This is a genomic window from Baaleninema sp. (assembly GCF_049974805.1).
Classification (GTDB): Bacteria; Cyanobacteriota; Cyanobacteriia; order Cyanobacteriales; family Geitlerinemataceae; genus Baaleninema.
Window position 1 is genome coordinate 35,702 of record NZ_JBNGCO010000023.1, and the last position, 14,226, is coordinate 49,927.

Here is a 14,226-nt window from a genome sequence, read left to right on the forward strand (position 1 = left end):
CTCATCATCTCATCATCTCATCATCTCATCATCACCTCCGGAACGATCGCTCGGCGGAATGCCCTCGATCGCGATCGTCGTTTCCATCGCGGCCTTCGCCACCGGTGCCGCCGCTACGCCACCGGTGCCGCCGTTGGGTTCGTCTAACGCCACAAACACGACGTACCGGGGATCGTCCGTCGGAAACACGGCCACGAAACTGGCCACCACTGCCGATTCCGAATATCCCCCGCCGTCTTGACGGCTTTTCTGAGCCGTCCCCGTTTTTCCCGAAATGCGATAGCCGGGAATTTTAGCGTTTTGACCGGTTCCAGCTTCGACGACTTCTTCCATCATGGCCAAGACCGATCGCACAGTTTCGCGGGAAAAGATGCGTTGGGGTTTCGGCTGCGCCATGGGTTTTTGAAGGTTCCCTTGGGAATCGCTCAACCCCCGTACCACGTGAGGCGTCACTAGATAGCCGTGGTTGGCGAGAGCGCCGTATAACTTCACCAACTGAATCGGCGTAATCGCAAACCCTTGTCCGAAGGAGGCGGTTGCCGCTTCCACGGGAGAGGCCACGAACTGTTCTCGGGATTTGATCTGACCCGAGACTTCAAAGGGTAAATCGATATCAGTCGGTTGTCCGAGTTGAATGCGATCGAGCCAGTCGTAATAGTCCGAAGCGGCCATTTGCTGAACGATGCGAACCATGCCGACATTACTCGAATCTCGCAAAATATCCGTGACGCTGACCTGCCCCCGTCCTCCCGCGATTTCGTAATCGTAGTTGGCGATTTCCCAACCGTCGATAAAAATTTGTCCCGGGTCGTCAAAGGTATCCGTCGGGCGAATGGCATCGGCTTCGAGCGCGATCGCGACGTTAATGGGTTTGAAAGTGGAACCCGGCTCGTACAAGTCGCTCAACGCCCAATTCTTAAATCGCTCCACCGGCGTTTCGTAGTATTTGTTGGGGTCGTAAGAGGGTTCGGACACCAAAGACAACAGCGAGCCGTCTCGAGCGTCCATGACGATGGCGGTTCCCTGTTTGGCGGAGAACTGTTCCATTTGGGCGACCAAGGCTTGACGGACAGATCGTTGCAAGCGCAGGTCGAGGGTCAGTTGTAACTGTAAGTCGTCGAGTCGCACGAAGGGGGCTGCGCTGCGATCGAGAATGCCGTTTTCGTCGGGGGTATCTCCCACCACATCGAAGGGCCGTTGCAGGCGTTCTCGTTGGCTGTATTCGACGCCAGCTTGGCCTTCTCCGTCGAAGTTGACGTAGCCGACGACAGCGGCGGCCAGTTCGTTTTGGGGATACAGGCGGGCGGCGTGTCGCACCAGTTCTAATCCGTCCCAACCCAAATCGGCCACGCGGGTGGCGGTGGCTTGCGAGAGAAAGTCCGCCACTCGCACCCCGCTGCTGGCGCGGCCCAGCACGGCTTCGAGGTTGGGGGGTGCTTGCCCCAATAGGGGGGAGAGCGATCGCGCCACCTCGGAGGAGTCTACATCGAAGAGTTGAGGGTGAGCGTAAAGGGTATAGACCGGGCGATCGATGGCGAGGGCGTTTCCCTGTCGATCGACGATGGTGCGGCGAGGAATGAAGTTGGCTTGCGGTCGCTGTTGCTGTTGTCCGGCCAGGGTTTTGAGGGTCGAGGCTTGAAACATCTGTAAGCCCAGCAAGTTGAGGGTCAGTCCCAAACCCGCCAGGACGAGTAACGCCCACACCACCGTCACCCGTCGATGAGAGGGGGTAGCCACGGCGTCGCGAATCATCTGGAATTCCAGCAGGCGACGAATCCAGGGGGGCAGGTCTCCAGAGGTCAGACCGGCCGAGGGTTGGGGAGGGTGGCGGAGACGTGGCGGCTCGATCGCTCGCCCCGGCTTGACGGGAGAGCGTCCGAGGCGAGATTTGAGGCGGGACGATTTCGAGACGCGATCGCTCATCGGCAAAATTCCTCAGTCAAGCATTTTTTCTCTCTTTTTCCTGCCCTCTCGGCGCTCTAATAGGCACTGGGAAAGGGAACCGACGGCTCGGAGGCGGGCGTGGTGGCGGGCGCTGGGGGGCGCGGCGGCGCGGGGTCGAGGTAGACAGCCCGGTCGGAGATCGAAGCGTCGAGTCCCGTGTTTTCTGAGGCGGCCAGTTCCAAGACCTGCTGTCGCAAGGCTTCGGTGGCGATCGTCAGTTGGCGTTCGTCTTCCCGTAGGCGATCGAGGTCGCTGGAGGCTTGATTCCAACGATGTTGGGCGTATACCGTACTGCCGTATACGGCTAAGGTGGTTGCGGCCAGGGTCGCACTGAGAGCCGCCGTGACACGCCGCAGGCGTGCTAAACCGCGTACTTCTTCGGAGACGGCGGGTGTTTTCGGTTGTAGGGGAACGACCCGAGAAGCGGCCGCCTCAGCTACACTCGACCGACGGCGGCGCGATCGCTGAACTTGACGGGCGGCATCGAGGGAAGCGACCCGAGAAGACCGGGCAGACGGACGCTCGGACGCTACAGACGCAGAACGAAGTGCGTAAGTCATAAACACCACCAAGACGAGAGAAAAATAAGTGAAAGCCGGCGATCGCAACGGAATCTTCGTTGAATCGACGGGTTTTCAGCGACGTTTCGGACTCGATCGAAGTCTTCCCCATCCTAGCACTCAGGTTTCCGCTTCCTACAAGGATCTGCCCTCCCTGGTGGAATCGAGTCGTCTGCGACTGTGTTAATTTTTTGAGTTAAGTTTTTGAGTTAAGTTTAGGTTAAATTACAATATCGCGTACAAGATCGCGGTTTCCCGTAAACCATCTCACTTGTGTTTCACCGACAGAGGTATAACCATGAAATTTAAAGCGCTCAGCACGGCTGTTCTCCTCGGCATGACGTTAACTCTCGGCGCTTGCGCCAGCGGCGGCGACACCACGGCACCGGATGCCACTGATGACACCACCACCGAAACCCCCGCCGAAACGGAAGAGGGCATGACGGAAGAGGAAGCTCCTGCCGAAGAAGGCATGACGGAAGAGGAAGCTCCTGCCGAAGAAGGCATGACGGAAGAGGACATGACGGAAGAGGAAGCTCCTGCCGAAGAAGGCATGACGGAAGAAACCCCGGCCGGCGAATAACCCTCACGATCGACCTTTACGATCGCTCCTAAGTCGGCGTCTCTGTTGCGTTTGGGATAACTGCCAGCGCAACAGGCGTCTTCGTTTGTTCCTCGCACGTTCTTCCCTGGCCGCGCCTTCATGCAGTTACTGCAATTCAGTACCTCTCACTACTGCCGGAAACTCCGCTTGGCGTTAGGTTACAAGGGCCTCGACTACGGGGTGGAAAATTTAACCCCCGGCGCTCACGCTTTCAAGCTCAAGCCGCTGACGGGGTTAACCACCGTTCCCACGTTACTGCCCCAGTTGCCTGACGCCCCAGAAGCCATCGGCGACTCGACGCAAATCTTAAAATTTTTGGAAATTCGCTATCCCGATCCGCCCTTGACGTTTGACGATGCGGATCTCAACCGCCAAGCCTGGATGCTAGAAGATTGGTTCGATGAGAGCATCGGCACAGCGACGCGCTTTGTTTACTACGATTTTCGGGCTGGGGAAGGTCAATCCATCGATTCCTCTTGGTTCAGTCAACTGCTGGTGCGCGTGGTGCGGTTTCAGTATTCCATTACTCCGGCGGCGGTGGCACTGGCCCGCGATCGCCTCAATTTAGCCTTGTCCTATCTGGAAAGTCGTTGGCAAGAGCGTCCTTATCTGGTAGGCGATCGCCTCAGCGTTGCGGATTTAGCGGCGGCCGGCTTACTCAGTCCCCTGGCGTTGATTCCCCACTATCGCCACAATTATCCCTGGCTGTTCGATCGCCTCGCCGCCGTTCATCACCAGTGCGGCGAGGCGCTCCCCCCCGGATTGGACTAATTCAAAAAACAGGGTTCGACAGACCGATCGCGACTCGAAAAAACTTGAATCCCTCCCCAAATCCAGTAGACTGGCGACGAAGCCGAGACCGACCGACCTCCATCACTTCGACGCCTTCTCTCGAGCTGTCAAATTTCCATTTACTATATTTGTGTTATTTTGTCAAGACCCAAGAGAGGCGATCGAGTGAGTTCGAGGGGTGGCGGTTTCACTCGTTGCAACCCACAAGCCAATCCATGAAGCAATTAACCGTTTGTTGGGGAATGTCGATCGCCACCGCGATCCTGTCGTGGAGTGCGATCGCCCGGGCCCTACCGCCAGCCGACGATCCCCCCGAAGAAATCCTGCGAACGGAAATCGTACTCGAGGCGCGATCGCCCATTGACGGAGAACCGCTGACCCCCGCCGAGTACGCCCAACTGCAAGCGGAACTCCAACAGCCCAACCAGCCGCCACAACTGAGTTCGGACGTGCGATATAACCTTTTTCTGCTGCGACTGCTGAAACTGATTCGCACTGTGACACCGCTTTGAGGGTTTCCGACAGCGCGATCGAGCGATCGCCGCAAAACGTAAAGATTTGTTTCAAGATGCGCTATCTTAAATCCTGAATCCTTAGCTCCAAACCGTAAAGATTCCAGGTATAGTTTCCCGCAGGGGCATCGGCGTCGATTTTCCCCAAATTTCCCAAAACAGCGGCGTCAATCGGAGCCTTGATAACAAAAAAACGACAAAATCGCGTAAAAAATACAGACGAGACATTACACGGGTAGCTTCATGTCTATAACCATCGCCACCGAGCAAATCGATCGAATCGTTCACAACAGCCACCAAGATCCCTTTTCCGTTCTCGGACCTCACCCCGTCGAACGAGACGGTAAATCCGTCTGGGTGGTTCGAGCGTACCTTCCCGACGTCGAAGCCGCTTGGGTCGTCCTTCCCGAAGAGCGCGAAAGCTATCCCATGCAGTCAGTTCACCACCCCCACTTCTTCGAGTGCCAACTCGACCGCGTTGTAGACAAACAAGACCCCGACCCCTTCCCCTTCAACTACCAACTCCGTCTCAAACAAGGCGGTCACGAGCGCGTCACTTACGACCCCTACGCCTTCCGCTCCCACAAACTCACCGACTTCGACATTCACCTCTTCGCCGAAGGCAACCACCACCGCATCTACGAAAAACTCGGCGCCCACCCCATCGAACAAAACGGCATCAAAGGCGTCTACTTCGCCGTCTGGGCCCCCAACGCCCGCAACGTCTCCATCCTCGGCGAATTCAACCACTGGGACGGTCGCCAACACCAAATGGCCAAACGGGGTAACGGCGTCTGGGAACTCTTCATTCCCGAAATCGGCGTCGGCGAACACTACAAATACGAAATCAAAAACTTCGACGGCCACATCTACGAAAAATCCGACCCCTACGGCTTCCAACAAGAAGTCCGTCCCAAAACCGCCTCCATCGTCGCCGACGTAGACAGCTACACCTGGAACGATAGCCAATGGATGGAACATCGGCGCAACACCGACCCCATGACCTCCCCGGTCTCCATCTACGAAGTCCATTTAGGCTCTTGGTTAAATGCCTCCTACGACGAACCGGGAACCGACTACCTGGGCAACCCCTTACCTCCCGTTCCCGTCGCCGACCTCAAACCCGGAGCGCGGTTTTTAACCTATAAAGAACTAGCAGACCGCCTGATTCCCTACGTCAAAGACCTGGGCTTTACCCACATCGAACTGCTACCCATTGCCGAACACCCCTTCGACGGCTCTTGGGGCTACCAAGTCACCGGATACTACGCCGCCACCTCCCGTTACGGCAACCCCGAAGACTTCATGTACTTCATCGACCAATGCCACCAAAACGGCATCGGTGTCGTGGTGGACTGGGTTCCCGGTCACTTCCCCAAAGACGGCCACGGTTTGGCGTTCTTCGACGGAACCCACCTGTACGAACACGCCGATCCTCGTCAGGGGGAACATAAATCTTGGGGAACCTTAGTCTTCAACTACGGCCGCAACGAAGTTCGCAACTTCCTCGTGGCCAACGCCCTGTTTTGGTTCGACAAGTACCACATCGACGGAATCCGCGTCGATGCCGTGGCTTCGATGTTGTATTTGAACTACGATCGCGAAGACGGGGAGTGGATTGCCAACAAATACGGCGGTTGCGAAAACATCGAAGCGGCGGACTTCATACGTCAAGTCAACCATCTACTGTTCAGCTACTATCCCGGCGTTCTCTCCATCGCCGAAGAGTCCACCGCCTGGCCGATGGTGTCTTGGCCCACCTACGTGGGCGGGTTGGGTTTCAACCTGAAATGGAACATGGGCTGGATGCACGATATGCTGGACTATTTCGGCATGGATCCCTGGTTCCGCCAGTTCCACCAAAACAACGTCACCTTTAGCATTTGGTATCACCACAGCGAAAACTACGTTTTGGCGCTGTCCCACGATGAAATCGTCCACGGTAAAAGCAATATGCTGGGTAAGGTGCCGGGGGACGAATGGCAGAAATTCGCCAACTTGCGCTGTTTGTACGGTTATATGTTCGCCCACCCCGGCAAGAAGACGCTGTTTATGAGCATGGAGTACGGACAGTGGAGCGAGTGGAACGTCTGGGGCGATCTCGATTGGGATCTGTTACAGTACGAACCCCACAAACAACTGAAAGTCTTTGTCAGCCAACTCAACGAACTCTACAAGCGGGAACCGGCTTTACACAGTCAGGATTTCGAGGAACCGGGGTTTGAGTGGATTGACTGCAACGACAACCGCCACAGCGTCGTCTCGTTTATCCGTCGCGATAAGTTTTCTGATGAGTTTATTGTGACGGTGTGCAACTTCACGCCGCAACCTCACAGTCACTATCGCGTCGGGGTTCCCGAAGCTGGGTTTTATACGGAGTTGTTTAACAGCGACGCAGGCGAGTTCGGCGGCAGCAATATGGGGAATTTAGGCGGTAAATGGACGGACGAGTGGGCGTTCCACAACCGTCCTTACTCTCTGGATTTGTGTTTGCCCCCGCTGTCGGTGTTGATGTTCAAGCTCGATCGATCGAAAAATACTCAAACGGTAAAGGCGACGGAAACTGAATAATCGCTCGGTTTGGGTGAAGACCCCCGGCATCTTGAAGATGCCGGGGATCTGGCTGTTGGGAAATCTGGCTGTTGGGCGTCAGCCTGGATGTTTCCCGTCAGGATTGAGGGTTTCGATAGAGTAAATCTCTGGCTACCCAGACATCGCAACGGTGGTTAAAGAGGCTTTCTAAGTTGTCTTTTATGGTAACAATCCAACGAAACTGTTGGGTATTGTCCGATATTGTCGGATATGGGATTTCCGTCGCTATCGGGGTAGATGACGGCTGATTTGTCTTGTGCAATGGTCGTATTCGTTCGGGACATGCCACAGTAATCAAACTATTAAAGCTCAGAAAATATATTTTTTAAACTATGTTTTTTGGGTAAAATACTTATTTTCTAGCGACAATATTTTTAATTAAAACTATCAAAAAATAAAGGATTCATAAATCAAAATATATCAAGGATAGGAGTAAGATAGTAAAAAAATGCAAAACAGTCGATACGAGATGTTGTTCGCGCGAGCGGTTCGTAGCACTGTCGCCATGATTTTGACGAATTTGATTTTGAAGACTTTAATAGAAATTGCTATAAAATAGCTATAAAATAAACGCAGAGCAGGTTGTAACGAGCCACAAAATCCCAGTCAAAACCTCTCTAAAAAGCAGTAAATTTCCTTCACCGATCGCCACGCCTTAAAATGGGCGGTTCGAGTCAGTTGAAGTGAGGCGAGAGCCGTTGTGACTCATCGGGTGTTGGCGCGGCGACTCCTGCGATACGCCCAAGGTGAGGGTGGCAAGAGGTCACCGAGAGAAACCGTTGCTCAAGACGCTTCGCGCTTCGCCCTTCACCCAAAAAAGCGGACTTCAAACGAGCTAGGAGGGCCGCAATTTAGAAAAATTAAAGGTTTGACGTTCGGTCGTCCGTATTTTTTCGCGCCTTTGACCGTTTGTAAACTGCTGTAGAATTAACCTGGTCTATATTTCTCGACCTCTCGCACCTCTCAGGACACTTATAAGTATCCTGTCAGCGGTGCGCGATCGGCGCTCAATCCTCACGCGCGATCGTGTCTTGTTCTCTCTCCACGCGCCCACGCACCCCCGATAGATGCTAGAGGTCTCGTCCGTACCGTAATCACGCTGTTTTTTACTAACCATCGCGCTGTATGACCGTTTTCACACCCGAAAAAACAGGCTTGGATCTCGAAGCCGTCAACCAAAAACTCGAGAACGCTTCTGCGACAGAAGTGGTGGAATGGGCTGTTACCACCTTCGGCGACGGCTTAGTTATGAGTAGTAGTTTTGGGATTCAGGCCGCCGTCATGCTCCATCTGGTGACGTGCGTGAAGCCGGACATTCCCGTCATCTGGATCGATACTGGATATCTCCCACCGGAAACCTATCGCTTCGCCGCCGAACTCACCGGACGCTTAAATCTCAATCTCAAGGTCTACCAGTCGCCGATTTCTCCGGCTCGTATGGAAGCCCTCTACGGTAAACTCTGGGAGAAACACGACGTCGAGTCTCTCAACCGCTACGATTACATCCGCAAAGTCGAACCCATACAACGGGCGTTACAGGAGTTGGGAGCGACGGCGTGGCTGGCTGGATTGCGAGCCGATCAAACCCAACACCGTCAAAATCTGAACCGGGTCGGATTGCAAGGCGATCGATACAAGGTCTATCCGATTTTGCGCTGGAACGCGAAAGACGTTTACCAATACCTGACGAAGTACGATTTACCGTACCATCCCTATTTCGACCTGGGATATACCACCGTCGGCGATTGGCATTCGAGCCGTCCCCTGACGGCGGACGACGAACACGAGCGCGACACGCGATTTCGCGGTCTCAAACAAGAGTGCGGCTTACACCTCCCACAAACGGACGGAGAAGCGGAAAGTTTGAATTCGAGTTCGCTATAGAGGACAAGGGGACAAGGGGACAAGGAAGAATCTCTCCCCATCCCCTCATCATCACCTCACCCCATCATCACCTCACCCCCGGCCGGTGACAGATAAGCCTTCGACGATAATGGAGGGGGTGTAACAGGAGCCGTTCCAGATGCCGTCGCCGCCGAGTCGGACGACGTTTCGCAGGGCGGTGTAGACGTTGCCGGAGACCATTGTATCTTTGACGCGGCCGATAACTCGGCCGTTTTTAATGCGATAGCCGAGGGCGACGTTGATGGAGAAGTCGCCGGACAAGCCACCGCCACCGCCGAGCATTTCATCGACAATCAAACCGTCCTCGAGTTGGGAGATGAGGTCGTCGAGGGAACCGGAACCGGGACCGACGATGAGGTTGAACAGTCCGGGGGTGGGGTAGCCTTCTAAGCCGGGGCGAAATCCGTTCCCGGTGCTGCCACAGCCCAGAATTTTGCCGATGCGGCGATCGGTATAAAACAGTTGTAAGACTCCGTCTTCGATAAAAACGATGGGACGGGTGGGGATGCCTTCGTCGTCGAAGGGACAACTGTAGGGTCCGAGGTGGGGATGTTGGGACAGGGTGAGATGGGAGGAAAGGACGCGATCGCCGAGTCGATCGCACCAGGGGGAAGATTTTTCGATCGCCCGCTTGCCGTTGAGAGCCGATTGTACCGTTCCCCAGAGGAGATCGGCGGCTTTTGAGGTAAACAGGATGGGGACGCGGCCGGTTGGCGGCGAAACGTTGGTTTGCGCCCAGGCCAGACGCAACAGGATTTTATCGGCCAGTTCTTGGGGGTCGAGGTTGTCCCGTTGGGTTTGACCGTCGCAGATGCTTAGAAAGTCGTCGCCGCGCACCCATTCGGCGGCGAAGTCGCTGCTGAGGGTGGTGTCGGTGTAACTGGCATCGAGGCCGTAGGTGTTGGCGATGCGGGTGGTTTCCATTTCGCATTCCCAGGCGGCTGTGCAGAGGATTTCTGGGTAGTGCGATCGAACGATGTCGATGGCTTCCCGTCCCCACTGCACCAGTCGATCGACCGGAATTTCCCGGCCGATATCGGGATAGTTGATATTAGAGGAGGGACTGAGTTCGATGTCTTCGGGGGGATTGAGGGAACTAATGGCGATGGCACGATCGACCAAATCCCGAGGATCGACATCCCCGTAAGCCACCGCCAACCCAGGACGCCCTTGTTTCCACAACCGCAAACACAATCCGTCTGACTCCACGCTTTCGAGTTGCTTGAGGCGATTGGCTTCAAAGTACACCGGCCGCGTGTGAGATTGCGACAGAAAGACTTCAGCCGCTTCAGCCCCAGCCTGAAGCGCGAGATCGAGGAGTTTTTCTACCATGACCAGCCCCAACGCCACAAACGATCGATCCGTCTCACTCTTCTCTCTCAGAATCTCCTTTGAAATCCTTTAAGTTAAATTGAGTTCCGGTAACAACCAAAACCCGGCGAAGGATTCGGCGTTGGGATCGGATTGGATGGCTAGAAAGTGGACGCCGCGAGCTTGTTCTTTCACCGATTCAAAGCCTTTCGCTTCCGAGAGGGTTCGATCGTCGGTGATGTTGGCCAAACGCCAGCTATCGTCGGCCCCAGTTTCGAGAACCAGTTGCGGGTTCGGCGCCGTCACGAACTTGAGAAAACCCAGTTCTAACCCGGACATCCAAGCGGCCAGGGGAAACGCTCTCGGCGAAAAGACGATGACGCCGGGAACGCGCGTTTCGGGGTCTAAATCGAGCAGTTCTAAGGGAAAGCCTTCGCTAAAATCCATTTCCCATTCGTCGAAATCGGCAAAATCCTTGGCCGTGAGGGTCACGAACGCCCATTTTTGTCCTTCTAGGGCGTCCGGGAGAGATTTGGGGGCTTGAGGTTGGTAGCGTACCGACGGAGACTGAGCGGCCGCGGCGTCGTAGTTGGGATCTTGGGGATAGACGGTTTCGAGCCGTTCTTCAAGCCACTGATACAAGGCTGCGGTTCGGCGGCTGATGTTGGCGTCGATGCCGAGGTCTTTGGCGGCTTTGGTAATTAGGTTGTTCATCTGACGCCGGAAGAAGCGGATTTTCGTCGGCGGTTCCGCAGCTTCTTTCATGGCGTCCGTGAGGGATTCCGCCAGCCAAGCGGAGTTTACGGTACTGCTCGGACAGTAACGGGAGAAGCGAAACAGACTGTCGGTCGATCGTGTCGTCGTGAGTGGACTTTCACAAACGAGCAGTTCCCAGCGCTTTTTTCCATTGTCGTCCAGGATAGGACGGGAGTAGAAATCGATTTCCCAAACGATGCCCATGCCACAGTTATGTTCGTCAAGTTAAATTCGTCACGTCTTCCATCATACGGTGAGGAGGTGATGGGATGAGGGGATGAGGGGATGAGGGGATGAGGGGATGATGGGATGAGGGGATGATGGGATGAGGGGATGATGGGATGATGGGAAATCTCCCAATCTCCCCGGTTCTACTTTAAATCGGCGATCGCATCGAGGGCGAGTTCGGAGGCGGCGAAGTTGTTTTGTTTGCGAAAGAGGGCTTCGGCGGTTTCGAGATCGGCGATCGCGGCATCGGTTTCGCCGAGGGTAGCGTAGACCATACCGCGATTGTAAAAGGCTTTGGCGTATTCCGGTTCGAGGATTACGGTTTGGTTGAAGTCTTGTAGCGCCTTGGTGTATTCGCCGAGTTCGACGTAGAGACTGCCGCGATTGAAATAGGCGAAGGTATATTCAGGAGAGAGTTCTAGGGCGCGGTTGTAGTCTTCGAGGGCTTTTTCGGTGTCGCCGAGTTTTTGATAGGCGCTCCCTCGATTTCCGTAAGCGCGAACGTCTTCGGGAGCGAGTTCGACGATACGGGTTAAATCAAGGATGGCACCGTTGTAATCTTCGAGTTTCAAGCGAGCCAAGGCGCGACCGTGATAGGCGACGATATTATCTGGAGCGATTTGCAGGGCGCGATCGAAGTTCGCGATGGCGTCGGTGTAGTTTTCCGTTTCGAGATTCTGACGACCCTGCGAAACGGCGTTGATATAGTTCGGGTTGGTTTCGGCTTGAGCTGTGGCAATTTGCTTCGACCACCAAGATCTCCTTTGAGAGTCGGAATCGGAGTCAGATGTCGAAGACGTGAGGGGATATAAGTTTTCGGTCAGGCTACGGGGCCCGAGGACGAAAACGACAGCTAGAAACGCAACGATCGCGCTCCCGTAAGTGAGTGCGATTCGGTTTTTTGAGTTCAAATTCATCCGTCGTCAGTGCCGACTTAGATAGCGTTCTACGAGTAAGATAGCTACAATATCATCGATCGGCCTTGGGGGAACACGCATTCCTTGGGGAATTATACGCGACAATCCTCGCGGTGGATTCATTTTCCAATAGCGATCGCGGGCTTCAAGAGTACTGTTTTGTTCGTTGACTTGTGCGATCGCTACGGTGGGTAAGGCGTCGGAAATGGTACGCTGCCACTGTTTAGAGGTGGTGCGATCGCCGATGACAATGCGATCGCTACCGTAGGTTTGACAGGCGGTTTTTAGATGTTCGATGGCGCGGTCTGAGGAAACGACGCAAGCCTCGAGAAGGTTGCCGTTTTCTGCGACGACGGCGAGACCGCATTTATCGCGGCCGGGATCGAATCCAATCAATATGCGATCGTGAGTGGGAGAGGTCATCAATTTTTCACTTGAAGCAGGTTGGCTCGAGGGTTTCGCCAGCGATCGATCGACTCGTCCGAGTCGGTGCTGTTAATTTTTACAATATCCTTATTTTAGGATTGTTCGAGGCAACTTGCGTTTGAAAGTCCCTTCAATTCGCGATCGCGACAATCGTTTCTCGAAGGTTTTTGCTTCTGAGTCTATTCGGAGAAATCGCGGTCGATCTCCTCAATTTTTAAGTTTTGAAATTCCGTTTTCCCTTAGTTTCTCGTTATGATTGCGGTTGCGATCCCCTCAAACGGGACCTTCGACGAGGCAGCGTTCGACGGAAAGCTTTGTTGAAAACCCGATGAATTCTCAAGCTTTTTCAAAGATTGACAACCCCTCGTTCGGGAAATCCAATCGTATAATTGACAGCAACGGCGCAACCCTCCAGCTTATGACACCAGCTCGCGACAAAGTGAAATCCTTCGGAAAGCAGGTGGCTCTCGGGATCGGATTCATCGGTGTGGGGGCTGTGGCGGTTCTGGTCGGCGTTCGCGCTGGAACAGTCTTGTCCGATCGCTCGCCATCGGCAACCTTACAACCCCCGGAATTCTCAGCTTTACCGTCCGGTCGCACGAATTTTATCGTGGAGGCGGTTCGTCGGGTGGAAGCTTCTGTGGTTCGCATCGAAACGACAACGGCGCGGTCGGTTCCCAATCTGGATCGATCGCCCCGTTCGCCCCGGTCTTTGCCGCCGTTACCCGATTTTCCCCCGCCAACGCCTCAAGGCTCGGGGTCGGGATTTGCGATCGACTCGTCCGGCCGCATTATGACTAACGCTCACGTGGTGGGAGAGGCTCGAGATGTGGAGGTGATTCTTCCCACGGGGCGGCGGTTGCCGGGAACGGTTCTCGGGGTCGATCCCCTGACGGACGTGGCGGTGGTGGAAATCGATGGGCCGACGAAAAACGACGGTTCGCCGTTGCTTCCGGCGATTCCGTTGGGGAACTCGCAGAGGTTGAAAGCGGGAGAATGGGCGATCGCTATTGGAAACCCGATGGGACTCGATCGAACGGTGACGGTGGGCATTATCAGCGCCATCGATCGCAGCAGTCGCGATATCGGCGTCCCCGACAAACGAGTCGGTTTCCTGCAAACAGACGCGGCCATTAATCCCGGTAATTCCGGCGGACCGTTACTCAACGCCGCCGGGGAAGCCATCGGTATGAATACGGCTATTATCGACGGCGCTCAAGGGTTGGGTTTCGCGATTCCTATCGAAACCGCCTTGCGGGTGGCGCGACAAATCGTCGAAACCGGCCGCGCCGAACATCCCTATTTGGGCATTCAAATGCTCACCCTAGAACCGGAGATGGATTTGGAAGACGCCAGCCATCCTTTAATTCCGGAGGCGGTGTCGGTGCGGGAAGGGGTTCTCATCGTGCGGGCGATCGAAGATTCTCCCGCTGACAAAGCTGGGTTAAAAAAAGGTGACGTGATTCGGAAAATGAACGGTCAAACGGTGATGAGTTCTGAAACTGTCCAGCAAATCGTTCGCGATAGTCGCATTGGCGAGGCGATTTCGATGGAGGTGTTGCGGGGCGAGGAAACTGTCACCCTGGAAGTGCGTCCAGGGGAACTGCCGCTTTAGCTAAAACTTATTGACGTTCTCCCCCGCCTGAAGGCAGGGGGATTCCTGGTTCGTCGATCCACCT

The 14,226-nt window shown here is 55.0% G+C and carries 13 protein-coding genes and 1 pseudogene; 7 read left to right on the forward strand and 7 right to left on the reverse strand.

The genetic code is table 11. The annotated features are described in order from the left end of the window. Positions 1–12: 12 nt before the first annotated feature. On the reverse strand, positions 13–1,923 hold the full coding sequence (locus tag ACP5D4_RS06845) for a peptidoglycan D,D-transpeptidase FtsI family protein (RefSeq protein ID WP_428010879.1): 1,911 nt from the start codon (positions 1,921–1,923) through the stop codon (positions 13–15). A gap of 56 nt (positions 1,924–1,979) precedes the next feature. Next, positions 1,980–2,504, reverse strand: coding sequence for a hypothetical protein (locus tag ACP5D4_RS06850; protein ID WP_428010880.1), 525 nt, complete (start codon positions 2,502–2,504; stop codon positions 1,980–1,982). 28 nt (positions 2,505–2,532) lie between these two features. On the opposite strand from ACP5D4_RS06850, the gene ACP5D4_RS06855 reads away from it, so the two are divergent. The 5 genes from ACP5D4_RS06855 (at position 2,533) to glgB (ending at position 6,983) form a co-directional block, all read left to right on the forward strand. After that, positions 2,533–2,691 (forward strand): hypothetical protein, encoded by a 159-nt coding sequence (locus tag ACP5D4_RS06855; RefSeq protein WP_428010881.1) that lies wholly within the window; start codon positions 2,533–2,535, stop codon positions 2,689–2,691. Between the two features lie 111 nt (positions 2,692–2,802). After that, the gene (locus ACP5D4_RS06860) at positions 2,803–3,087 is read left to right on the forward strand and encodes a hypothetical protein (RefSeq protein ID WP_428010882.1); all 285 of its coding nucleotides are present in this window, start codon (positions 2,803–2,805) and stop codon (positions 3,085–3,087) included. 120 nt (positions 3,088–3,207) lie between these two features. Further along, positions 3,208–3,879: a glutathione S-transferase family protein gene (locus tag ACP5D4_RS06865; protein ID WP_428010883.1), complete on the forward strand. Its 672-nt coding sequence runs from the start codon at positions 3,208–3,210 to the stop codon at positions 3,877–3,879. A 236-nt stretch (positions 3,880–4,115) separates the two neighbouring features. Next, positions 4,116–4,412: a hypothetical protein gene (locus ACP5D4_RS06870; RefSeq protein ID WP_428010884.1), complete on the forward strand. Its 297-nt coding sequence runs from the start codon at positions 4,116–4,118 to the stop codon at positions 4,410–4,412. Positions 4,413–4,655: 243 nt separating this feature from the next. Then, entirely contained in the window at positions 4,656–6,983 is a 2,328-nt protein-coding gene (gene glgB / locus ACP5D4_RS06875) for a 1,4-alpha-glucan branching enzyme (protein ID WP_428010885.1), read from the forward strand. 115 nt (positions 6,984–7,098) lie between these two features. Here glgB and ACP5D4_RS06880 read toward each other — a convergent pair. After that, positions 7,099–7,288, reverse strand: a pseudogene (locus ACP5D4_RS06880) (hypothetical protein); the annotation flags it as partial. Positions 7,289–8,129: 841 nt separating this feature from the next. On the opposite strand from ACP5D4_RS06880, the gene cysH reads away from it, so the two are divergent. Further along, the gene (cysH, locus tag ACP5D4_RS06885; protein WP_428010886.1) at positions 8,130–8,888 is read left to right on the forward strand and encodes a phosphoadenosine phosphosulfate reductase; all 759 of its coding nucleotides are present in this window, start codon (positions 8,130–8,132) and stop codon (positions 8,886–8,888) included. A gap of 72 nt (positions 8,889–8,960) precedes the next feature. On the opposite strand, the gene ACP5D4_RS06890 is transcribed toward cysH, so the two are convergent. The 4 genes from ACP5D4_RS06890 to ACP5D4_RS06905 form a co-directional block, all read right to left on the reverse strand. Next, a complete protein-coding gene (locus ACP5D4_RS06890) occupies positions 8,961–10,241 on the reverse strand; it encodes a TldD/PmbA family protein (RefSeq protein WP_428010894.1) in 1,281 nt (426 codons plus the stop codon). Positions 10,242–10,310: 69 nt separating this feature from the next. Next, on the reverse strand, positions 10,311–11,180 hold the full coding sequence (locus ACP5D4_RS06895) for a Tab2/Atab2 family RNA-binding protein (RefSeq protein ID WP_428010887.1): 870 nt from the start codon (positions 11,178–11,180) through the stop codon (positions 10,311–10,313). Positions 11,181–11,347: 167 nt separating this feature from the next. Then, entirely contained in the window at positions 11,348–12,121 is a 774-nt protein-coding gene (locus ACP5D4_RS06900; RefSeq protein ID WP_428010888.1) for a tetratricopeptide repeat protein, read from the reverse strand. A 6-nt stretch (positions 12,122–12,127) separates the two neighbouring features. Continuing rightward, positions 12,128–12,544, reverse strand: a complete 417-nt coding sequence (locus ACP5D4_RS06905) for a resolvase (RefSeq protein ID WP_428010889.1) — start codon at positions 12,542–12,544, stop codon at positions 12,128–12,130. Between the two features lie 421 nt (positions 12,545–12,965). Between ACP5D4_RS06905 and ACP5D4_RS06910 the strand changes: the two genes are divergently transcribed. Then, positions 12,966–14,162: a trypsin-like peptidase domain-containing protein gene (locus ACP5D4_RS06910; protein ID WP_428010890.1), complete on the forward strand. Its 1,197-nt coding sequence runs from the start codon at positions 12,966–12,968 to the stop codon at positions 14,160–14,162. Positions 14,163–14,226: the final 64 nt, after the last annotated feature.